Below are 21,479 nucleotides of genomic sequence, written 5' to 3'. Positions count from 1 at the left end.
TCATGCGGCGAGCGCGGCGTGTCGATCGAGACGCGCCGCGAAGACGGCGGTCCGGGCGGCGCGGTTGGCGGCGAAGACGAGGAAGATGACGCCGGTGGCGGTCACCAGGTGCGATCCGGCGGCGGAGGCGAGCACATCGACGCCGATGCGGATGCCGATCACGACGACCCAGAGCACCATCCCCAGCACTCCGGTGCGCGACTCGTACGTGGCGACGTAACGGGCGTCTTTGCCGACCTGCACGGGGTTCTCGAGGCGGCGGAAGTGCGCGATCGCGCCCATCCACGCGCCGACGCCGAGCGACAGCACGAGCTCGCCGGCGACCACGGCGATGTCCAGCGGAGTGAGCGAAGACGGCTTGACCTGCTGCCCGATCGTCACCAGCCCGACGACGGTCATGATCGCGGGGAATCGCCACATTTTGGCGATCGACACCGGGCGCCAGGTGAGCTGCCGGTAGCCGACCCAGCAGATCAGCAGCAGGATGAGGATCGCGTTGGTCAGCGTCTGGACGGTCATGGGGGTCGTTCCTTCCGGCCGGAGGATCCGGCCACTCCCCCAGCGTCGTCGACGGGCGCCGCCGGCGGCACCGCCCGGCGGCGGAGACCGGGTGGAGACGCGGGTGGAGATCGGGTGGAGGCCGTCGGCGGCGCAGCGGCGTCCGCGGCTACGCTGGACGCGTGTCCCAGAACCCGTCGGTCCCGTCGGTGGTCCTCGCCGAGAGCGGCTACCTCGCCAGCATCGAGCCCGACCGGTTCGTGCCAGGGGCGTACCAGCTGATCGTCGACGGGACCCCGCAGTCGCACGTCGACCTGGACGACCCGAGCCGGCTGTTCTTCGAGTACGTGCAGCGGATGGGCAATGTGATCGACCTCATCGGCGAGCCGGGGCAGCCGATCACCGCCGTGCACCTGGGTGCCGGCGCTCTGACGCTCCCCCGCTATGTCGCCTACACCAGGCCGGGCTCGCGGCAGCAGGTGGTCGAACTCGAGAGCCGGTTGGTCGACCTGGTCCGCGAGAACCTCCCGCTGCCGCGCTACGCGCAGATCCGCATCCGGCACGGCGACGCCCGGGAGGTCGTCGGCAAGCTTCCAGCGGGCCTCCGCGGGGAGGTCGATCTGCTGGTCGTCGACATCTTCAGCGGCTCGCGGACGCCCGCGCACGTGACCAGTGTTGAGTTCTACCGCTCGGCGGTGTCGCTGCTGAAGCCGGACGGCATCGTCCTCGTCAACGTCGCCGACGGTCCGCCGCTGACGTTCGCACGCAGCCAGGTGTCGACGCTCGGCGCTGTCGTCGAGAATGTGGCCGCCCTGGCAGAGACGCAGGTGCTCAAGGGGCGGCGCTTCGGGAATGTCGTGCTGGTGGGCTCGAACTCGCCGCTGCCGCTGGAGTGGCTGCCACGGCTCCTGGCGAGCGGACCGCATCCCGCGAAGGCCGTCGCCGGCGAGGAGCTGCGCACGTTCGCCGCCGGCGCTCCCATCGTGACCGACCAGACCAGCGTCCCGTCGCCGCCGCCCGCACGCAGTATCTTCCAGAGCGGCACGCGGCGCGACTGACGGGCGTCACGCGTGGCGGAAGAGCACGGCGTGTCCGGGCCGCAGCTGCGCGAACGCGTCGAGCGAGCGGTCGGCCACGACCGCGATGACCGGGTAGCCGCCGGTCACGGGATGGTCGGCGAGGAGGACGGTGGGCCGGCCGTCCGGTGAGACCTGAACGGCCCCGGCGACCATGGGCTCGCTCGGCAGCTCGCGGGACACGGAGCGCTCGAGCAGCACGGGAGCCGCGGGCTCGACGCCTGCGGCATGCGACGGCGTGCGCGGCGGATCGAGTCGCACTCCCACGCGGTCGCCTTCTGCGCTCACGCGCCACTCCACGGTGAAGAACGCGTCGAGAGCCTCCGGGGTGAACCAGTCCGCACGAGGGCCGCGGTGTGCGCGCACCTCGGCGACGGCTTCCCCCGGCTCGAAGATCGGGACGAAGTCGACGGCGGGAACCGGCGTTCCCGGCTCCGCGCCGATTGCGAGGAGGTCACCGGCCTTCAGCGGCGGCGGCCCCAACCCGGACAGGGTGTCGCGCGAGCGGGAGCCGAGCACGGACTCCCCCTCGATGCCCCCGCGCACGGCGAGGTAGCTCCGCATGCCGGCGGCCGGCTGCGCGACCCGCAACTCGGTGCCGGACGCCGCGTGCACGGCGGTGCGCGCGTCGACCGGACGGCCGTCGAGCAGCAGCCGCGACGCAGCTCCGGTCACGGCGAACCAGGCCGGCGTCTCGAACCGTGCGGCGAAGCCGCCGAGCAGGAGCTCGACCCCGGCCGCCGACTCGGGGTTGCCGACCAGCCGGTTCGCCAGTCCGAGCGCGCCGCGGTCGAGCGCACCGGACGGGCTCACCCCGACGGCCGCGTGCCCGGACCGGCCGAGATCCTCGATCAACGCCAGCGGGCCGGGGGTGAGCACACGGATCCCCCGCTCGCCGCTCACGGCGCGACCTCCACGAACCGCACCTCCACGCCGGGGCGGAGCAGCGCAGGCGGGTCGGCGCGAACGTCCCACAGGGCGGCATCCGTGCGACCGATGAGCTGCCAGCCTCCGGGACTCGACCGCGGGTACACGCCGCTGAACTCGCCGGCGAGCCCGACGGAACCGGCGGGCACGGCGGTTCTCGGTGTGGCCCGGCGCGGCACGCGCAGGCCGTCGTGGTCGGTCACCAGGTAGGCGAAGCCCGGGGCGAAGCCGCCGAAGGCCACGCGCCACCGGGAGGCGGTGTGCCGCTCGACGACCTCCCGGGGCGTGATGCCGAGCAGCGCGGCGACCTCGGCGAGGTCGTCGCCGTCGTAGCGGACGGCGAGCTCCACCAGCTCGTCGGCCGCCGCGGCGGGAGGCTCCGGCGCCGTGCGCTCGATCCACGCGCGCGCAGCGGCGGGAGGCAGCACGCGCGGATCGAGCAGGACGGCGATGGTCCGCGCCGCCGGCACGAGGTCCACGACACCGGGCGGGCGGGTGCGGTCGAGCGCGCGGAACATGCCGAGCACCGCATCCGATCCGGCGCCCGCGTCGGCGCCCGCGGCGTCCACCTCGATGAGCAGGGCGCGGTCGCCGTAGCCGAGGACCCGCAACGTCACGTCGTCCTTCACCTCCACGATCAGACGAAGGCTTCCACGGCGATGCCCGCGCGCTCCAGGCCGCGCCGCACGGCCTCCGCCATCGCCACGGCGCCGGGGGTGTCGCCATGTACGCACAGCGAGCTCGCTGTGACGGCGATCCGGGTGCCGTCGACGGCCTCCACGGTGCCGTCGGCGGCCAGGCGCACGGCCCGGGCGGCGATCGTCTCGACGTCCGAGAGCACCGCTCCTGGTTGGGAGCGCGGCACCAGAGTACCGTCGGCCCGGTAGCCGCGGTCGACGAACGCCTCACCCACGAACCGGAGGCCGTGGGCGACAGCCGCGCGTTCGACCGCCGAGCCGGTCAGGCCGAGCAGCGGGAGCCCCGGATCGAACGCGGCGACGGCCTCCACCACCGCCGCCGCCTGCTCCTCGTCGTCCACGATGCGGTTGTAGAGGGCGCCGTGCGGCTTGACGTACCGCACGGCTGTGCCGGCCACCCGTGCCACTCCGGCGAGCGCCGCCAGCTGGTAGGTCACCTCGTCGCGCAGCTCTGCCGGCGGCACCGCCATGCTGCGTCGGCCGAAGCCCGCGAGGTCACGGTAGGAGACGTGCGCTCCGACGGTCACGCCGTTCTCGGCCGCGAGACTGCAGGTGGCCCGCATCGTGGAGGGGTCGCCGCCATGGAACCCGCACGCCACGTTCGCGCTCGTCACCAGCCGCAGCATCGCGGCGTCGTCACCCATCGTCCAGGCTCCGAACGACTCGCCTAGGTCGCTGTTGAGGTCGACACTGCGCCGCTCGGCGATGGGCTCCATCCACCTATTCTGCGGTACCGGCCGTTCCCCTCGCACCGGCGGCACGCGCCCGGTGCGCCCGCACCTTGGCGCGGTTGCCGCAACGCTGCATCGAGCACCAGCGGCGGTTGCCGCTGCGCGACGTGTCGAGGTAGACCAGCCGGCAGTCGTCGGCGGAGCACTCGCGGATGCGGCCGTCGGCGTCCGGGCCGAAGAGGCGCACGGCGTCGCGCGCGACAGTGCCGAGCGCCTGGTGCGGCCGTGCGAGGGTGCGTCCGGCCTGGCGTCCGCCGCCGGCCAGCACGGGCGGGATGTCCGGAGTCGCCGCGAACAGGTTCACCACGTCGACATAGTCGGGCGCGAGCGTCTCGCCCCTGCTGGCCTGTCGCGCCAGCCTGCCGATGGCGACGCGCAGCATCTCGGCGTCGCGGAACTCCCGCTCGCCGGACGTCGCCGCCACCTCGGGGAAGCGGTCCTGGAGCCAGCCGCCGAGCGCCTCCGCGTCGTCGACCGACCGCCATTCGGCGTTGTCCGGCTCGTCGAGGCCGCCGGTGTACGAGAAGTCGAGGGCGAGCGAACCGGAGTCGAACCACCAGTGCAGCCCGTCCGAATCGTCCATCCACTGGCCGGTTTCGCGAGGCTGGAGGACGTCGGTAGGCACCGAACTACCTTAGTCGGTTATCGCCCGCCTCCCGGCGCGGACCGGCCGCGATCCGGGGGTGTGCGGATGGGATACTGGGCGGATGAATGCGAGCCGTCCCGATCCCGCCGCCGTCCTCGAGGGCGCGACGGTGCGCCTGCGGGCACTCACCGCGGACGACCTGCCCGACCTGCACGACGCGATCGGACATCCGGCGGTGTTCGCGGGCGGCTGGGGCGGCGGCCCCGCGGCCTACCGAGACACTTACGAGGAATGGCGGGAGTTCATCCTGCGCTACCTCGCCTGGAACACCGCCAACGTCACCGCCGTGTGCCTGCGCGACGGCGACCGTATCGTCGGAACGACGACGCTGGGCGACTTCGACCTCCCGAACGGCTCGGCGCATATCGGCTGGACGGCCTACGCGCCCGAGGTCTGGGGCACGCGCGTCAACGCGGAGACGAAGCGGCTGCTGCTCGGCGCTGCGTTCGACAACGGCTTCGAGCGGGTGAAGCTGCAGGCGGACGTGCTCAACGAGCGGTCCAGGGCTGCGATCCTGCGCCTCGGAGCGACGTTCGAGGGCGTGCTGCGACACACCCAGCCGCGCGCGGACGGCACGTGGCGCGACACCGCCGTCTACTCGGTACTGCGGGAGGAGTGGCCGGCGGTGCGCGACGGGCTCGACGCGCGACTGGGAGTCGCGACGGCCTGACGGCCCGGATGCCACGACGGCCCGACGCCGCCGCAGCTCCGTCAGTCCGCGCCGAACGCGCGCGGGTCGAGCGCCTCAGTGGCGGCCGCCGCCGCCATCCTGCGCTGCGCGGCCGACACCTCCCTGTGCACCCACGAGATCAGGTTCGCAGAGTCGAACCGGCGACTGCAGGCCCCACAGGCCAGCGCGCGGGACGGCTTGCGGTAGCGGTAGTGCGTGTGGCCCCTCGGGCAGGTGCCGACCCAGGGCGCCAGGTCGTCGGCGATGGCGCCGCCGTGCAGGCGCTTGCCCTCGTAGCCGAGATCCAGCGCGATCGCCCGCCAGCGCGGTCCGTGCCCGGCGCGCGAGCCGGCGAGGGCGTGCGCGACCTCGTGCAGGAGGATCTGGTGGATGTCGTCGTCCTCGTAGCGCGCGGCCAGATAGCGCGACACTGTGATGCGCTTGGCGGTGTAGTTGCAGAGGCCCGCGCGCGTCTTGGCGTTGTCGAAGTCGAAGCTCCACACGGCCGGGTCGAGGTGGAGGGCGATCAGGGCGTCCGCCCAGCGACGAACGCGTTCGAGTTCGGCCATCAGCGCAGATCCCCTGGTCGACTCATGACCCGCATCCTACGCCGGAGCGGCGCCGTCGTCCGCGCTCCGCGCCACCTCGCCTGAGGCCGCGCGCTGCGCCTCCAGGAACCGCTGCACGACCGCGACGGCCGTGAGGGCGCCCTCGATCTCGGCAGGCGAGGCACCCAGTTTCTCGCGCAGGAAGACCGCTGCGGTCATGTCGGAGAGCGCGTTCTCGTAGTCGGCCTGGTCGAAATAGCACTTGCCGCGGTTCTGCACGGCGAACGCCTCCAGAGCGCTCCAGTCGCGCCCGCGGGCCTCGTCGACGCAGCCGGTCAGCTCGACGATCGCCTCGTCGAGCTTGCCCTGGTACTGCAGCACCTGCGCCCGGCGGATGCGCGCCCCCAGCAACTGCTCACGGTCGCCGGTGAACCGGGCCTGGCGCACCGCCTCGTTGCCGACCACGATGGCGTCGTCGAGCCGGCCGAGCAGGCGCAGCAGGACGGTCTTCTCGTTGAGCGCGCTCAGACTGCGCAGGCTTCCGAGCTCGTCGAGCCGCTCGTCGGCAGCGCGCAGATCGACACGCTCGCGAAGTGTGGACGGATCGTATCCGAGGATGATGCTCAGGGTCGGCTCCCAGGTCGTGCGGTTCACTCCAGAGTAGTCGTCCAAACCCGGTTACCCGGGCTGCCGCGTGTTCTGCGCGGGGATGAGCGGCACTTCGACGAGTCGGTCGTCTCCGGCGCGCGGGGATCCGCGGCCGTCGGTGTTGCTGGTCAGCAGCCAGAGGGTGTCGCCGCGCGCGACGACATCGCGCAGCCTCCCCAGGTCGCCGTCGAGGAACGCCTTCGTCGTCACGGGCGCGTGCCCGGCGGTCGACCAGGCGGTCCACAGCCGTTCGCCGCGCAGCGCGGCGACGAAGACGGTGTCGCCCACCACGGCCAGGCCGCTCGGGCTCGCCTCGTCGGTCGGCCACTGGGCGACGGGATCGGTGAACCGGGCGTCGCCTGCTGCACCCTCCACGACCGGCCAGCCGTAGTTCGCCCCCGCGACGATGAGGTTGAGCTCGTCCCACGTGTTCTGCCCGAACTCGCTCGCCCACATCGTGCCGTGCGCGTCCCAGCCGAGACCCTGCACGTTGCGATGGCCGGACGACCACACCGGGGAGCCGGGGAAGGGGTTGTCGTGCGGCACCTGGCCCTCCGGCGTGAGGCGCAGGATCTTGCCGCCGAGGGAGGCCGGGTACTGGGCGCTCGCGCTGTTCGAGGCGTCGCCCGTTCCGACGTAGAGCATGCCGTCCGGTCCGAAGGCGATGCGTCCGCCGTCGTGGTTGGCGGCAGCGGGGATGCCCGTCACGACCGGTTCCGGATCCCCGATCGCGTAGGAGCCCGGCACACCGGTCAACGGCATCCGCACCACCCGGTTGTCGGAGCGGGTGGTCTCGTAGGCGTAGAGGAACGGCGGTACTGAGACGGCCTGCACCGCGAGACCGAGGAGGCCGCCCTCCCCGCGGTGCACGACCCCCTGCACCCTGCCGACCTCGCGGAGGCCGCCCTGCGGCAGCCGCTCGAGGACGCGGCCGTCGTCGCGCTGGCTGATGAGCGCTGAGCCGCTGGGGAGCGGGACGACCGACCACGGCGCGTCGAGGCCGGTCTCCAGCACGGTCGTCGCCGTGCCGGGCTGCCACGGGATCGCGGCGACCGGAGGTGCGGACGCGGTCGGGCGAGGGGCGGAGGTCGTACGGGTGGCGGTCGGCGCGGGCGCCGGCTCAGTGCACGCGGCCAGTGCGGCGACGGCGGCGAGCGCGCAACCCGCCTGGAGGAGACGGACGGCCCTGTGCGCACGATCGTGGCGGAAAACCTGCCGCATCGTGCCTCCCCTCACCCGCCTCATGCTAGCCCGCGGCCCCGGCACGTCAGCAGGGGCGGACCGTAACTCCGGAGGGTCGGCGTCGGCACCGGCGTGCCGTTCCGTTGCTCCGGAGATCCGCGCCCGTCGGGTGCGGATCTCCGGAGTTGCGGCACGCTGGCCGGGCGCCCGGGTCAGGCCCGGCGGCGGCGCCAGCCGACGAACGCGGTTCCGAGCAGGGTCAACACACCCGCCCAGAGAGCGACCAGGAGGTAGTCGCCGGTGCTTCCGGTCTTCGCGAGGCCGCCGGAGGGTGCGACGGGCGGGTCGACGTAGATCGTCGCGCACGCCGCCTGGGCGTCGTCCGCGCACGGACCGTCGATCGCCGGCGGCTGCCACGGCCCGACCGGCGGGGTCGTCACCCGCACGGCGTTGACCGGATAGCTCTCGGCCGCGTACGTCACCACCACGTGGAGGTCGAGGCTCGCGCCCTTCGCCAGGCTCGCCACCGGCCAGGTGACCGTCCCGCCCTTCGAAGCCGTTCCGGCCGCGAACGTTCCGCCCTGGTCGGCCGAGACGAACGTCGCCCCGACAGGGAGGGTGTCGACCACGTCGAACGCCGTGGCGTCCAGCGCTCCGATGTTGGTGACCGTGATCGTGTATGTCACCTTCTCGTTCATTCCGACGACGGGGGCCGAGGCGGTCTTGGCGAGCTCGAGCCGGCCGTACTCGAAGGTGTTGGTGAGCGTGGTGACCTGCGCGGGCGGCACCGCGCCCTGCACGGACCCGGCACCGATGTGCACGCTGCCGTTGGTGACGGCGCGATTCGCCTCGCCGTAGCTGCCCGCTGCGCCGGACTCGGTGATCGTGCAGTCGGAGCCGATCGGCAGGCCGTCGATGCGGGCCGTGAAGCCGGCGGAGCGCTCGAGCAGGGTGTGCGCGGCCGCTCCCAGGTCGACGGGGACTCCCGCGACCGTGCAGACGACGTCCGCGCCGAACTCGTCGGGGGCGGCCGAGGCCGCAGCGCCCGTCACGACCTTGTCGATCTGCAGCGGACCGGTGGCGATCGTCACGCCCGCCTTCACCGGGGCACGGCGAACCGTGCCGCCGCCGACGAGCGACGCTGTCGCCCCGAACTGGTTCCAGGCCACGGCCGGCGCGGAGCCGGGCGACGCCGGGAGCGACACCGGGGCGCCGTCCGTCGCCGTCGCCGTGGCGGGACGGTCGATGGTGCGGTAGAGCACCGTCGCCCCCTCGCCGCTGCGCAGCGCGCCGCTCGCCGTGCCGGCGAAGTCGAGCGTCACGCGAATGCCCGTCACGTCGGCCCAGTCGCCCGTGAAGGCGCCGGACGCCGTCCACGAGGTCGGGTGGGTCGCACAGGTCGGGTCGGTGGGCCACGCCGTCGTCGACCCGGACTGGCACACACCGGGCTCGGTGGTGACCCCCCAGCTGACGGATGTCCCTGCCGGTACGTCCTGCACCGTCACGCCCGCGGCGCCGTCGAAGACCGGCCGGAAGGTCGAGCCGCGCGGGCCGCCGGTGGCGAGCATGCGGTCGCCGACGGTGGGCAGCGGGTCCACGAAGACGAGCGAGGAGTAGTCGACCGTTCCGGTGTTGAGCGCGTTGAGCCGCCACTGGTCGGTTCCGCCGACCACGGTGTTCGCGGCACACGGCGAGGCGTAGTAGCCCGCGGCGTCGGTGCGGCAGGTCGCCGAGGGGGCGGTCAGGTTCTGCGCGCCGGAGACGGTGCGGTCGACGACATCGCCCTGGACGCCCTTGGTCGTGTAGAGCGACGGGCCGTTCACGGGCTGCACGTAGTTGGTCGTGCCGCACTCGGTGGCCGGGAGACCGCTCAGGACGCCTTGGCCGTTGCCGGACCCGTTGGTGCACGCCGACAGGCTCTGCACCGTGGAGACGACGAACTGGTTCGTCGCGCGGTCGCCCGAGCCGAGTCCCGGCTTCAGGATCAGCCCGAGCACGATCGTGAAGCGCTCACCCGGGGACATCCGGGAGCCACCGGCCGGCCAGGTCAGCCCGAACCGTCCGGTCGCGGCGTCGTAGGCCACGGTCGGGGAGGTCGAGAGCGTGCCGCCCGCGCTGGTCGAGAAGGTCGGAGTCTCGCCGTCCCACACCAGCGAGGCCGGGAGGGTGTCGGTCAGCCCGGTGAGGTCCAGGTAGCCGGTGCCGGTGCTCGCGAAGGTGAGCGTCCACGGGACGCTGTCGCCGACCGCGACCGTGTGCACGTTGTTGGCCGGAGTCTTCGCGACGTCGAGGGAGGCCGTGCCCGGCGCGAGCTGGATGCCCGCGGACGCGCCGGCAGTGGCGTCGGCGTAGACCGTCGGCGTATCGGTACGGTGGCTCACCGTCTGCACCGTGTCGGTGACGCTGCCGGGGAACGGGATCGCCGACCCGTCGCGGGCGACCGCGAGCAGGGCGACGTGCAGCACGACCGTCGCGGTGAAGCCCGCGGGCACGGCACTACGGCTGAGGAGACCGCCGTCCGCGCGGAGGAAGGTGAACCGGAGTCCGGTCACCTGTCCGACGGCGGCGGTCGGCAGAGCCGCCGTGGCGGCGGGGGTTCCCATGATCCACGTGCTGCTCCCGCCGGTCTGCGCATCGACGCGGACACGGTCGGTGCCGGCCGGCAGCGTGACGTCGGCCGCACTCAGACCGGTCAGCGCGAACCGGTTCCAGAACGCCGCGTCGTCGTCCGTGATGACGACCTGGTTCGTGGCTGCCGTCGCGGAGCCCGGCGTCGCGGTGAGGGTGACGGTCACCGGGGCGGTTCGGTCGCGCTCCAGCAGCGTGTTCGGCGAGATGGACTTGGCCGCGGTGACGCCGAGGACGCCGGTGGTCAGGGTCAGCGCCGCGTCCGCGGACGCGTACGGCTGCGAGCCCTGGCCGGACGGGTACAGCACGGGGTCGTAGCCCTGGGTGAAGCCGTGGTTGTCGATGCGGAAGGCCGTGACCGCCGCCCCCGAGGTGCGGGTGACCGCACGGACCCGGGTGTCGAGGGTCATGGTGAGGGCCTGACCGGAGGCGATCGTGCCTCCCGTCGTCTGCGGGCTCGTGCTCTGGTAGACGACGCTCACGCCCACGACATCGGCGAGGTCGGCCGGAGTCAGAGCGGACGCTGCCCGCATCGAGACGACGGTGGTCGAAGTGCTGCCGTCTGCGGCGCGATGCCACAGAGTGACCTGCGAGGCGTCGAGGTCGACCTGCCCGGCGGGCACCGCGAACGCGATCCTGGTCAGGTCGAGGCGCTCGAACGGGCTGGAAGCGGTGTAGCTCGCACCGGAGAACGGATCGGCTCCCCACGCTGCGGCCCCCGAGAGGCAGGCGGTCTCCGCACCGGCGTCGCACGGCGACGGGTCGGTGACGCGCACGTACGAAGCACGCGAGGTCGAGGTGTTCTGCGCGGTCAGGGTGAACGTGTTCGTCGGGTAGTCCGCCGGGTCGACGTCACCGAGGTGCGGGACCACGATGGTGGCGCGCGAGCTGGTCTTGGTCAGACTCACCGCCGGCGGCTGGTCGATCAGCGTGACGGTGTCGTGGCCGGTGACGGGAGGCACGGAGGTTCCGTTCTTGACACCGTCGGCCTGCGCCACGTTGTCGACAGAGCCGGTGGTCCCCTCCGTGACCCACGGGTGCGCGGGGTCGACCGGCACCCGCTGCACGTTGCGCAGCTGCCAGACGAGCCCGATAGGACGCGATTGGCCGAAGGCGACCGTCGCGACGCCGGACCCCGCGGGGGGTGCGGTGGGATCGGTGGACGCCGCGCGGGCGGCGTCGTTCGGAACCACCGTGATCCGCACGCCGGTGGTGTCCGCGGTCTGGGCCGGCGTCAGCGTGTAGCCGACGAAGCCGGTGCCGTTCATCCAGCCGCCCGCGGGCGCCGGCACGGTCGTCCATGCCCCGCCGCGATAGAGCTCGACCGTCTTGACGGCGTCCCAGCGCAGCAGCGGGTCGGCGCTGTAGGAGATCGGCGAGACCTTCAGCAGGTCGAAGGCCTGGAACACGGTGGACTCGGGGTGCGCCGGGTCGCCGGCCGGGTCGGTCAGCGTGACCGAGCTGTACCCGGTGTCCGTGACGCCCCAGCTGAGCAGGGTTCCCGCCTGGTCTCCGGACTGCGACGGCAGCTCGCTCACGTCGCCGCTGAGGTCGGGCTTCGTCCACTTCTTGGCGATGCCGAGAGAGCCGGCGCCGGTCGTGGACTGGATCTTGGCGTTGGCGTCCGCGGTCTTCTGGGCGCCGGTGACGACCTCGTCGTCGACCGAGCCCTGGGTGTTCGCGACCGCGTGGTTCGTGTAGGTGCTCGCCGGGCCTCCTGCGACGGAGGTGGCGCCGGAGCCGTCGCGCAGCGTGGCACGTGCCTGGCCGGTGATCGCCGGACGAACGGTGGTGCCCTGAGGGAAGCCTGCTGCATCCTCGAACGTGAACTGCAGGCCGACGGTGCCGGCGGGCAGCGACGAGGCGCGGTAGATCTGCGCGGCCGCGGTCGCGTCCACGGTGTCGAGGACGGTCCAGGTGGCGCCGTCGGTCGTGTACTTCACCGTCAGGGTCGACCCCTTCAGCACCTGCGTGGGGGCGATGCCGATCGGGTCGAAGCCGTTGAAGAAGTCGTTCGCGACGCCGGGGCGCCAGACGTCCTCCACCACGATGCTGGTCGGGCGCACGTAGGCCGAGTCGCTCGACGTCGTCGCGGGCAGCTGTGCCGTGACGGTGGCTCCCGGCGAGACCGGCGCGGACGGCGTGATGGTCTTGGCGAGGGTGAGCTCGATGTCGGGGTAGAAGATCGACAGCGGTGCCGTGGCCTGGCGGCTGGCGGTTCCTGCGGCGTTCGTTCCGGTGACCGTCAGCGTGTTGGTGGTGTCGACGTGCGCACCCTCCGCCGCGATGTCGGCGGTCGGGGCGATCAGGAACTGGGCGGTCGCGACGGTGCCGGTGGCGATGGCACCGGTGAAGACGAGTTCGAAGCCGGTCAGGTGCGTTTCGGTCGGAGCGGTCGGCACGACAGGCGTTGCACCGTCGGCGAAGGGGATCGACTGGCTGGAGCCGTTGGAGAAATGCCAGACGACCTGGGCGCCGGTCGCGCCGGACGGATAGGACACCCCCGCTGCGAAGCCGCCGAAGCGGACGTCCTGGGTGAAGTAGCCCAGGTCGGCGAGGGTCAGCGTCGCCAGCGGCCCGTTGGAGGAGTTCTTGCCCGAGATGGTCGCGGTGGCCGTGGTGCCTGCCGGGATGCGTGCCGGGCTGATCTGCTTGCCGGGGGTGACGGCGACGGTCAGACCGCCGACGGCGAACGGCGCCGTCGCGGTCTTCGTCACCGGGTTCTGGTTCTCGACGGCCACGGTGCCGGCGACGCGGTTGGTGACGCTCGCGCCGGTGACCAGCGCGGCGCCGGTCTGCCGGTTCGTGGAGCGCTGGGCGACGAGGACGCCGACCGAGCCTGCAGCACCGCCCGCGGTCAGCGAGGCTCCGTCCGGCCCGGCGAAGGTGAAGCGGAGGCCCCCCACGTCGCCGTTCGAGACACCGGACGGGAGGGCGATCGCCGACGGATCGACCGGAGGGCCGGTGTGCCAGGCCCACGCCCCGGTCGCGGTGTCGCGCACGTAGGCATCCACCTGCACGGTGGTCGCGCCCTGCGGCAGGGTGACGCCCCCGAAACCGGCGAAGTCGACCAGCGCGAACGGGTTGGCCGCGTCGAGCGCCGTCGCTGCGTTCGTCGCCGTCGCCGGGTCCTGAAGCACGAGGCTGGACGCAGGGACGTTGGAGGTGTTCTGCGTGGAGAGCGAGATCGTGGACTGCTCGCCAGGGAGGTACTGCTGGCTCGCGGGGGTCCAGGTCTTGCCGACCGCGACATCCACCGAAGTCGGCACGTTGACGGTCACGTCTGCGCTGCTGGTCTGCGGGGTGGGCGAGCCGTCGAACGTGCCCACCGCCGTGTTCGTCACGGCGTGGTTCACCGCGGGCGACGCCGGCGTCAGCGTCTGCGGCGCCTTGAGCGTCACCATCACCAGGTAGGTTCCGCCGGCGGGGATGCCGACGCCGCCTGCGACCGGCTCTTGGAACTTCACGGTCAGGACGCACGAGGCGGTGACCGTGTCGGTGCAGCCCGCGAGGCTCTTCGTGACCGGCTTGCTGCTCGGCTGCACGCTGGTGTCGAGGATGGAGAACCCGGCGAAGTCCGCGGGAAGCGCGTCTACCAGCTTCGCGCCGACGCAGTCGTTGTCGTCGCAGCCGACCTGGATCTGGTAGGTGAACTCGGCGCCCTTGAGCACCGTCACCGCCTTCTGGTTCTCCCCCACCGTCTTGACGACAGAGAGCGCGGCGTCGGCGGCGAGCGCCGGCGCCGCGGCCAGGCCTCCACCGACCAGCGCGACGACGGTCGCAGCGCTCACGGCGCCGAGGAGCCTCAGGCGCGGTGCGGCGCCGGAGGCTCCTCGGCGGTCCGCGCGGTGCGCGGGCGGCCTGCTGCGGCCGGTGCCGGTGGTGCGGAACGAGTTGCGGGCATGCTGAAAGACACGACGAAGCACGGCGATCGGGTTTCGGGTAAGCGTGAGCTCGGGTACGCGCGCCGAAGAACGGGCCGGGTATGCCCTCGCGCGCCTCCCGGTTCGGGTCCCGGGAGTTTCTCTCGCACTACCTGTCTAGCAATTCCGACCGGTCGGTCGGAAGCAACTTTGTACCCCTTTTTCGGGGGACAGTCCGCCAAAATGAGGACACAGCGTGTCCCCCAATTCGAGGGGTGGACGGATCAGTCGATGACCCGAACGTCCTTCCAGAACGCGACGTAGTTGCTGTAATCCTGGCCGACGCGGTCGAACGAGCTCGGGTACGGCGTCGGATAGCTCCACGCCCGATCCTGCAGCACCGTGTCACCGTCCTTGACCGAGAAGTACTGGCACTCGCCCTTCCACGGACACGTGTACGGGGTGTCGGACTCGACCAGGTACTCGGTGTTCACGCTCGCCGGCGGGAAGTACCAGTTGCCCTCGATGCGGATGAGGTCCTCGGTCGGCGCCTCGGCGATGACGGTGTCGTTCAGAACAGCTTTCATGGGTGAAACCTCCTGAACGCAGTGAACGCCCGGTTCTACCGGAACATTCCGGCTCGACCCGGAGTTCGGATCGAGCGCTTAGCCTGCTCGCAGAACCCGCACCTCGGAGGCGGTCCCGAGTCTTCCGGCTCCGGCGAGCTCTGCGGCGTCGGCACCCGCCGCGATGCGCTCCTGACCGGACACCGACGCGGTCAGCAGGTGCGCGACGGCTCCGCGCAGGCCGGTGAACGCGGCACAGGCCGCAGCGGCCTCCGGAGAGCTGTAGTCGATCCCGAGGCTCGCGAGCGCATCGACGAGCGCTCCCGCAGCCAGCAGGTCCTCGACGGCGAAACGCGTGCCGCCCTCCGCGGTCGTGCCCCCGGCCGCGACCAGCGCCACCATGGCGCGACGACCCAGCCGGACCTGCTCGTCGAGGATCCAGCGCGCGACCGCCGGCGCGTCGGTCAGTCCTGCGGCCACGACGGCCCCGGCGCCCGGCACGTACTCGATCGCGACCTCCACCGGCTGGTCGGCGAGCGCGTCCACCCAGACGACCACGTCGGCATCGGCCGCCACCGCTGCAGCGCCGGCCGACGCCCAGTCGAAGCGCACCTGGTACTTGGCCTGACGGTGAGCGGCGGGGACGGTCGACGGTTCGGAGCGGTGAGCGGTCACCGCCTCAGCGTAACCGGGCGCCGAATCCGGCCGACGCGTGTTGCGCCCGGTGACGCAGCTCGCCCTCGCGCTCGCGCGCCGACGACGGGCGCATCTGCTCCCGGATCAGCTCGAAGTCGTGCCGGGTGAGCTCGATCAGTCCCGCACGCAGCTGGTAGCCCCAGTCGGGCTTGTCGCGCGTGAAGTCGAGGGAGGACAGCAGCGGCCGGATCGGGGTCGCGACCGCGTCGTGGTCCCAGTCGACGCGCCGGCGCCAGGCGACGAGGTCGGCGGAGGCGTTGCGCCGCTGTCCCGCGCCCGGCTGCATGCCCTGGGTCGCCTGGTACACGTCGGCGTCGGCCAGCCTCCCGACCGCGGTGAACTGCTTGAGCGGGTCGCCGTCCGGGTACGACTCGCGCGGCGAGTAGTAGACGAACCCGTCCGCCGCGCCCATCCGCTCCAGCGGAGCGCGAGCGCCGTGGTTGACCTGGGCGAAACCACCCGCGACGCCGCGCAGCACGTGGTCGTGCTGAACCACGCCCAGCCAGTAGCGGATCGCCATGCTCCCGTTCTAGCGCACAGGTCCGACATCGCGCGGGAGACGCCGGTCGTGTCGAATCCCGGGCCCGCTGCTCGACGTCTCGATGAGTGCCGCGACGAAAGGACCACGCATGCGCTACCTCCTGCTGCTCACGACGGACTCGGCCCCGCTCCCCGCTGCGCTGCAACGGTTCACGATCGAGCTGATCCAGGCCGGCGTGCTGCTGGCGGGTGAGCTCCTCGCCGTGGACGGGCTCCTCGTCGAGCTCGGTGCCGACGGCTCCTGCCGGGTCGACGACACACCGACCGCCGACGCCCGCGCCAACGCGTTGTGGATCGTGCAGGCCTCCGACCGGGCGGAGGCTGTCGAATGGGCGAGGCGGCTGCCGGTGGATCGTGGCAGAGTCGAAGTGCGCCGCATCGTCGGCGGCGCCGCAGCAGAGGCGTGACCGTGGCAGCGGGGCGGGAGGTGCACAGGTGGCGGAAGCGCAGGATGTGACGGCCGACGAAGCCCGCCGCGCGGTCGAGGCCGTGTGGCGCATCGAATCGGGCAAGCTCGTGGCCGGCCTCGCCCGCTGGACGGGCGACGTCGGGCTCGCGGAGGAACTGGCGCAGGACGCCCTCGTCGCCGCCCTCGAGCAGTGGCCGGAGACCGGAGTGCCGCGAACTCCCGGCGCCTGGCTCACGACGGTCGCCAAGCGCCGCGCGATCGACGGCTGGCGTCGGCGCGAGCGGCTCGACGAACGCTACGCCGCGCTGGCCCGCGACCTCGAGCAGCGGGACGACGACGATCCGGCGGCCGCGGTGGACGAGGAGATCCACGACGACCTGCTCCGGCTGGTGTTCGTGTCGTGCCACCCCGTGCTCGCCCCCGGTGCCCGGGTCGCGCTGACGCTCAAACTGCTCGGCGGGCTGACGACCGACGAGATCGCCCGGGCCTTCCTGGTGCCGGTGCCGACGATCGCGCAGCGCATCGTGCGGGCCAAGCGCACGCTCACGGCGGCCCACGTGCCGTTCGAGGTGCCCGACCGCGCCGACTACCCCGAGCGGCTGTCGTCGGTGCTGGAGGTCGTCTACCTGATCTTCAACGAGGGGTACTCGGCCACGGCGGGCGACGACTGGATGCGCCCCGACCTCTGCCAGGAGGCCCTGCGGCTCGGCCGTGTCCTGGCCGAGCTCACGCCGCGCGAACCGGAGGTGCACGGTCTGGTCGCCCTGATGGAGTTCCAGGCCTCGCGCCTGCCGGCGCGCGCGACGGCCGAGGGCGAGCCGATCCTCCTGCAGGACCAGGACCGCACCCGCTGGGATCGCATCCTCATCGGGCGCGGCGTCGCCGCCCTCGACCGCGCCGACCGCCTGCTGGGCGCGCGCGGCCGCGGCCCGTACGCCCTGCAGGCGGCGATCGCCGCCTGCCACGCGACCGCGCCGGCACCGGGCGACACCGACTGGGAGGAGATCGTCGCCCTGTACGGCGCTCTCGCGGCCCTGCGGCCCTCCGCCGTCGTGGAGCTCAACCGCGCCGTGGCCGTCTCGATGGCCTCCGGTCCGGAGGCCGGGCTCGAGGTCGTCGAGCGGCTGGTCGACGACGGCGCGTTGGAGTCGTACCACCTGCTGCCGTCGGTGCGCGCCGACCTCCTGTTCAAGGTCGGCCGGCACGCGGAGGCCGAGATCGAATTCGAGCGGGCGGCGTCGATGACGGCCAACGCGCGGGAACGGACGCTGTTGCTCGCGCGGGCGGCGGAGGCGGCTGCCGCGTCGTCCGGGAGTGCGCCGTGAATGCCGCCTCCCTCTGCCCCCGGCGCGGCCGATGGGTGACACTGGGGGCGTGAGAGTCCTCCTCAAGCTCGTCCTCGACTGCGATCCCGACGCCGTCTGGCGCGCCCTGCACAGCCCGACGGCGTTACGGCAGGTGGCGATGCCGTGGGTCGACTTCCGATCGGACGAGCCAGCCGGGTTCCCGACCGCGTGGGACATGGCGGAGCACCGGGTCAGCGTGCGCGCGCTCGGAGCGTTCACCGTGGGCACCCAGGCCATCCGGCTCGACGCGCTGCGCTCGACCGACCCCCGGGAGAGCGCGACGCGCATCCTGCGCGACAGCGGAGGGGGCACGGGCGGCCTGCTGGCAGCGATGCCGCACCTGGACCACCGGATGGCCGTCGCCCCCGACCCGGCGGGGCCCGGCCCCGACGGCCGGCTGCGCACGCTGTACCGCGATCGCCTGATCGTGCGCGCCGGCCTCGTCACCCCGCTCGCCTGGTACGCGCTCTGGGCGTTCTGGCAGTGGCGCGGCATGCGCCTCCGGCAGCTCGCGCCCACCTGGGCATACGATCCCCCCACGCCGGATCCCGCCACGACGGATCCCCTCACCGCAGATCCACCCACTGCGGACGACGCCGAGACGGAGGCAGCAGCATGAGCACCACCACCCCCGAGCCAGCGCCGGCGATCGAGCCCGGTCAGGGACGCGCCGCGACGGCGGTGCAGACCGCGGACTGGCGGCGCAGCGTGTTCGCGCTGTACTCGTCGGTGCGCCGGATCGCAGCGAGCGACCCGGCCGCCGCGCACGCCCACTGGATCTCCTGCCGCAACGAGCTGTTCTCGTCGCACCCGGCCTCCCCGCTGCTCGACGCCGACCGGGACCGCTTCACCGGTCTCCCCGTCTCGCCGTACGACCCCGACTGGCGGTTCGAGCTCCCCGTCCACGCGCCGGAGGCGGCGAAGCGGATGGACGTCGAGACCGGCACCGACGGCGTCGTGCCCTTCGAACTGCTCGGCACCGTGCGCGTGCCGCTCGCCGGCACGCTCGACGTGTGGCGGCTGGCCTCGTACGGCGGCGGGCTGTTCGTGCCGATCAAGGACGCACTCGCCGGCGCGCGCGGCGGCACCTACGGCGGCGGACGCTACCTGATCGACACGATCAAGGGCGCCGACCTCGGGATGTCGACCGACGACGGCGAGGCCACCCTCGTCCTCGACTTCAACTTCGCCTACAACCCCTCCTGCGCGTACGACCCGGCCTGGGCGTGCCCGCTCGCCCAGGCGGGCAACACGCTCCCCGTCGAGATCCCCGTCGGCGAGCGCTACCCCGGCTGAGCGGTCTCGGGATCCCCGAGGGGCACGTTGTTGTCGCTTTCGACGCGCGAAAGCGACAACAACGTGCCCTTCGGCGGTCGCGAGGGGCTGATCCTCAGCGGGCGACGAGCGTGAGGCGCTGGGTCGGGCGGGTCATCGCGACGTACAGCGACGCGGCGCCGCGCACGGACTCCGCGGCCAGCGCGCGCGGATCGGCCAGCACGACGGCGTCGAACTCGAGCCCCTTCGCCTCGTAGCCGGTCAGCACCGAGATCGGGCGGGTGAGCCCGGCCGCACCGCGAGCCGCGTCGTCGCCGAAACGTTCGCGCACGGCGGCGGCGACAGCCTCCACGTCGGTCGCGGTCGCGATGACGGCGAGCGTCCCCCCGCCGTCGATGCCGCGGTCGTGCGCCACGGCCTCCGCGACCGCGTCGGCGAGCCCTGCCGCGTCGGCCGCCACCCGGCGGATCGGCCAGTCGCCCTCCCGGACCGCGCGCGTCGGGGTGATCGGCAGCCCGGCGTCGCGCGCGATGCGCTCGGCCTCCCGCGTGATCTGCGCGGGCGTGCGGTAGTTGACGGTCAGCTCCTCCAGGCGCCAGACGTCCTTGAACGACGGCCGCAGCGCCTCGTCCCAGCTCGTCGCGCCCGCCGCCGACGCCACCTGCGCGATGTCGCCGACGATGGTGAACGACTTCATCGGGCAGCGCCGCACCAGCACGCGCCACTGCATCGGCGATAGCTCCTGCGCCTCGTCCACCACCACGTGCCCGTACGTCCAGGAGCGGTCGGCGGCGGCACGCTCTGCCGTGGTGCCGCGGTCGACCTGCTCCGCGAAGCCGTCGGCCAGCTGCTCGGCGCTCACCAGGCCTTCCACGCCCATGTTGCGGATCGCCGCGCGCGCGTTCTCCAGATCGCGCTTGCGCTGCCGATCCCGCTCGCGGGAGCCCGGATCCGCGCGCCCCGGGAAGTCGCCGAGCAGCTCGGCGGCCTCGTCGAGCAGCGGGACGTCGGAGACGGTGAACGGCTCGCCGCGGTCGCGCAGCAGCGCCTCCCGCTGGTCCGGCGTCCAGCGCGGCGTGAGCTCGGCGAGCCACGCCGGCCGCGCGTACAGGTCTTGCAGCAGCTTCTGCGGCGTCAGAGGGAGCCAGGCCGTGTTGAGCAGCACGCGCACGTCGTACGAGGTGCGGAGGTCCTCCCTCAGCACCCGGAGGTCGGCCTCGTCGATCGTCGAGCCTCCCGCGCGCAGCTGCGCCGCCAGCTGATCGGTCAGCTCGCCGAGCGCCTGCTTGACGAACGTGACCCGCGCGACGTTGTGCGGTTTGCCGGTGCGCTGGGCCTTCGCGATGGCCCGCTGCACGAGCTCGGGAGCCACGACCAGACGCTCATTGTCCACCACGATGGTCTGCGGCTCGTCCGGCGCCTTCTGCCGCGACCGCACCGCGCGCGACAGCAGCCTCGCCATCGCGGCCGCGCCCTTCAGGCGGGCGGCCTCCGGGGCCTCCTCGGCCGTGGCCTCCACCCCCGGGTACAGCTCGCCGAGCGTCTGCATGACGACGCCGGTCTCGCCGAGCGACGGCAGCACCGCCTCGATGTACCGCAGGAAGGCCGACGACGGCCCGACCACGAGCACCCCGGAGGCGCTCAGCCGCTGCCGGTTCGCGTACAGCAGGTAGGCCGCACGGTGCAGCGCCACGGCGGTCTTGCCGGTGCCGGGACCGCCCTGCACGACCAGGGCGCCGCGGAGGTCGGAGCGGATGATGCGGTCCTGCTCGGCCTGGATGGTCGCCACGATGTCGTGCATGCGGCCGGTGCGCTGCGCGGTGAGGGCCGCCAGCAGTGCGCCCTCGCCCTGCACCTGCTCCCCCGCCGTCGCGCCGTCGAGCAGCGCCTCGTCGAAGACCTCGTCGTCGATGCGGACGACCTGGCGGCCGTTCATCGTCAGATGCCTGCGGGCGCGAACGCCCATCCGCTCGCTCGCGGTGGCCTGGTAGAACGCGCTCGCCTGCTGGGCGCGCCAGTCCACGAGCACGGACCGCTGGTCGTCATCGCGCAGGCCGACCCGGCCGATGTAGCGGTGGTCGGTTCCGTCGACGGGCTCGTCGAGCAGCAGGCGACCGAACACGAGTCGCGAATCTACGTCGCGCAATTGCAGCAGCTGGTCCTCGTAGAGCCGGGCGAAGGCGTCGCGTTCGCTGCGCGCCTGGTGGTTGCTTCCAACACTCTCACGGCGCACGCGCGTCAGCCGTTCCTCCGTCTCGGCCCTGAGCGTGTCCAGCCGCTCGTACAGCCCCGAGACGACGGTGCGCTCACGTTCGAGTTCCGATTCCTGCACGCGCGACCACCTTCCGGATTACGGGCCGACAGTCTACGACCTCCGGCCGGGAATGCGCTCCCAGCCAGCATGGGGTCGACACACGGTAGACTGTGTGGACCAGCACGACTGGCCTGCCGACTTTCGTCGGCGTGCGCGAGCGCCGGGCGGTGGCCCCGCCGCGCACCTCCACTCTTCTTTCCGGCGAAGACGTCCCGTTC

General features: G+C 72.7%; 19 protein-coding genes. 6 read left to right on the top strand and 13 right to left on the bottom strand.

All coding sequences use genetic code 11. The features are described from left to right. Entirely contained in the window at positions 1-519 is a 519-nt protein-coding gene (locus JNB50_RS16350) for a hypothetical protein (RefSeq protein WP_208041241.1), read from the bottom strand. Between the two features lie 161 nt (positions 520-680). On the opposite strand from JNB50_RS16350, the gene JNB50_RS16345 reads away from it, so the two are divergent. After that, positions 681-1,556, top strand: a complete 876-nt coding sequence (locus JNB50_RS16345) for a spermidine synthase (protein WP_208041240.1) — start codon at positions 681-683, stop codon at positions 1,554-1,556. 6 nt (positions 1,557-1,562) lie between these two features. Here JNB50_RS16345 and JNB50_RS16340 read toward each other — a convergent pair whose 3' ends face one another. The 4 genes from JNB50_RS16340 to JNB50_RS16325 are packed head-to-tail and all read right to left on the bottom strand — an operon-like array spanning position 1,563 to position 4,555. Beyond that, entirely contained in the window at positions 1,563-2,477 is a 915-nt protein-coding gene (locus tag JNB50_RS16340; RefSeq protein ID WP_208041239.1) for a biotin-dependent carboxyltransferase family protein, read from the bottom strand. Continuing rightward, entirely contained in the window at positions 2,474-3,118 is a 645-nt protein-coding gene (locus JNB50_RS16335; RefSeq protein ID WP_208041238.1) for an allophanate hydrolase subunit 1, read from the bottom strand. Before JNB50_RS16335 ends, JNB50_RS16340 begins: the two co-directional genes overlap by 4 nt. A gap of 20 nt (positions 3,119-3,138) precedes the next feature. After that, entirely contained in the window at positions 3,139-3,915 is a 777-nt protein-coding gene (locus tag JNB50_RS16330; protein ID WP_208041237.1) for a LamB/YcsF family protein, read from the bottom strand. Positions 3,916-3,919: 4 nt separating this feature from the next. Beyond that, positions 3,920-4,555, bottom strand: coding sequence for a CGNR zinc finger domain-containing protein (locus JNB50_RS16325; RefSeq protein ID WP_307794764.1), 636 nt, complete (start codon positions 4,553-4,555; stop codon positions 3,920-3,922). A gap of 82 nt (positions 4,556-4,637) precedes the next feature. On the opposite strand from JNB50_RS16325, the gene JNB50_RS16320 reads away from it, so the two are divergent. Continuing rightward, positions 4,638-5,246: a GNAT family N-acetyltransferase gene (locus tag JNB50_RS16320; RefSeq protein WP_208041236.1), complete on the top strand. Its 609-nt coding sequence runs from the start codon at positions 4,638-4,640 to the stop codon at positions 5,244-5,246. Between the two features lie 41 nt (positions 5,247-5,287). On the opposite strand, the gene JNB50_RS16315 is transcribed toward JNB50_RS16320, so the two are convergent. From JNB50_RS16315 to JNB50_RS16285, 7 genes are all read right to left on the bottom strand, one after another. Next, entirely contained in the window at positions 5,288-5,815 is a 528-nt protein-coding gene (locus JNB50_RS16315) for a SprT-like domain-containing protein (RefSeq protein ID WP_208041235.1), read from the bottom strand. A 36-nt stretch (positions 5,816-5,851) separates the two neighbouring features. Next, positions 5,852-6,448 (bottom strand): hypothetical protein, encoded by a 597-nt coding sequence (locus JNB50_RS16310; protein WP_307794763.1) that lies wholly within the window; start codon positions 6,446-6,448, stop codon positions 5,852-5,854. Positions 6,449-6,472: 24 nt separating this feature from the next. Beyond that, a complete protein-coding gene (locus JNB50_RS16305) occupies positions 6,473-7,687 on the bottom strand; it encodes a sorbosone dehydrogenase family protein (RefSeq protein WP_374222268.1) in 1,215 nt (404 codons plus the stop codon). 149 nt (positions 7,688-7,836) lie between these two features. Beyond that, entirely contained in the window at positions 7,837-14,043 is a 6,207-nt protein-coding gene (locus JNB50_RS16300) for a DUF5979 domain-containing protein (protein WP_208041234.1), read from the bottom strand. Between the two features lie 356 nt (positions 14,044-14,399). Further along, positions 14,400-14,702, bottom strand: coding sequence for a DUF427 domain-containing protein (locus tag JNB50_RS16295; protein WP_208041233.1), 303 nt, complete (start codon positions 14,700-14,702; stop codon positions 14,400-14,402). A gap of 78 nt (positions 14,703-14,780) precedes the next feature. Then, complete coding sequence (locus JNB50_RS25155; protein WP_208041232.1) at positions 14,781-15,356, bottom strand: 2-phosphosulfolactate phosphatase; 576 nt, start codon at positions 15,354-15,356, stop codon at positions 14,781-14,783. 4 nt (positions 15,357-15,360) lie between these two features. Next, the gene (locus tag JNB50_RS16285; RefSeq protein WP_243768559.1) at positions 15,361-15,897 is read right to left on the bottom strand and encodes an EVE domain-containing protein; all 537 of its coding nucleotides are present in this window, start codon (positions 15,895-15,897) and stop codon (positions 15,361-15,363) included. 109 nt (positions 15,898-16,006) lie between these two features. Here JNB50_RS16285 and JNB50_RS16280 point away from each other — a divergent pair, with 109 nt between their 5' ends. From JNB50_RS16280 to JNB50_RS16265, 4 genes are read left to right on the top strand one after another with little or no spacing between them, the layout of a single operon-like run. Then, positions 16,007-16,324 (top strand): YciI family protein, encoded by a 318-nt coding sequence (locus JNB50_RS16280; RefSeq protein ID WP_208041231.1) that lies wholly within the window; start codon positions 16,007-16,009, stop codon positions 16,322-16,324. 28 nt (positions 16,325-16,352) lie between these two features. Then, positions 16,353-17,651 carry an RNA polymerase sigma factor gene (locus JNB50_RS16275; protein ID WP_307794761.1) on the top strand — a complete coding sequence of 433 codons (1,299 nt, stop codon included), beginning with the start codon at positions 16,353-16,355 and terminating at the stop codon, positions 17,649-17,651. A 49-nt stretch (positions 17,652-17,700) separates the two neighbouring features. After that, complete coding sequence (locus JNB50_RS16270) at positions 17,701-18,291, top strand: hypothetical protein (RefSeq protein WP_208041230.1); 591 nt, start codon at positions 17,701-17,703, stop codon at positions 18,289-18,291. Next, positions 18,288-18,968, top strand: a complete 681-nt coding sequence (locus JNB50_RS16265; RefSeq protein ID WP_208041229.1) for a DUF1684 domain-containing protein — start codon at positions 18,288-18,290, stop codon at positions 18,966-18,968. Before JNB50_RS16270 ends, JNB50_RS16265 begins: the two co-directional genes overlap by 4 nt. 94 nt (positions 18,969-19,062) lie before the next feature. Here the strand turns inward: JNB50_RS16265 and JNB50_RS16260 are convergent, their stop codons facing one another. Further along, complete coding sequence (locus JNB50_RS16260; RefSeq protein WP_208041228.1) at positions 19,063-21,279, bottom strand: AAA family ATPase; 2,217 nt, start codon at positions 21,277-21,279, stop codon at positions 19,063-19,065. Positions 21,280-21,479 lie beyond the last annotated feature (200 nt).

This window comes from Leifsonia sp. TF02-11 (genome assembly GCF_017565305.1).
Lineage (GTDB): Bacteria > Actinomycetota > Actinomycetes > Actinomycetales > Microbacteriaceae > Leifsonia.
This window is presented reverse-complemented; position numbering and strand designations above follow the sequence as displayed.

Coding starts and splice junctions, on each gene's coding strand:
- JNB50_RS16350 (WP_208041241.1), bottom strand. CDS start 519: ATGACCGTCCAGACGCTGACCAACGCGATCCTCATCCTGCTGCTGATC.
- JNB50_RS16320 (WP_208041236.1), top strand. CDS start 4,638: ATGAATGCGAGCCGTCCCGATCCCGCCGCCGTCCTCGAGGGCGCGACG.
- JNB50_RS16295 (WP_208041233.1), bottom strand. CDS start 14,702: ATGAAAGCTGTTCTGAACGACACCGTCATCGCCGAGGCGCCGACCGAG.
- JNB50_RS16305 (WP_374222268.1), bottom strand. CDS start 7,687: ATGAGGCGGGTGAGGGGAGGCACGATGCGGCAGGTTTTCCGCCACGAT.
- JNB50_RS16285 (WP_243768559.1), bottom strand. CDS start 15,897: ATGGCGATCCGCTACTGGCTGGGCGTGGTTCAGCACGACCACGTGCTG.
- JNB50_RS16330 (WP_208041237.1), bottom strand. CDS start 3,915: ATGGAGCCCATCGCCGAGCGGCGCAGTGTCGACCTCAACAGCGACCTA.
- JNB50_RS16265 (WP_208041229.1), top strand. CDS start 18,288: ATGAGCACCACCACCCCCGAGCCAGCGCCGGCGATCGAGCCCGGTCAG.
- JNB50_RS16280 (WP_208041231.1), top strand. CDS start 16,007: ATGCGCTACCTCCTGCTGCTCACGACGGACTCGGCCCCGCTCCCCGCT.
- JNB50_RS16315 (WP_208041235.1), bottom strand. CDS start 5,815: ATGGCCGAACTCGAACGCGTTCGTCGCTGGGCGGACGCCCTGATCGCC.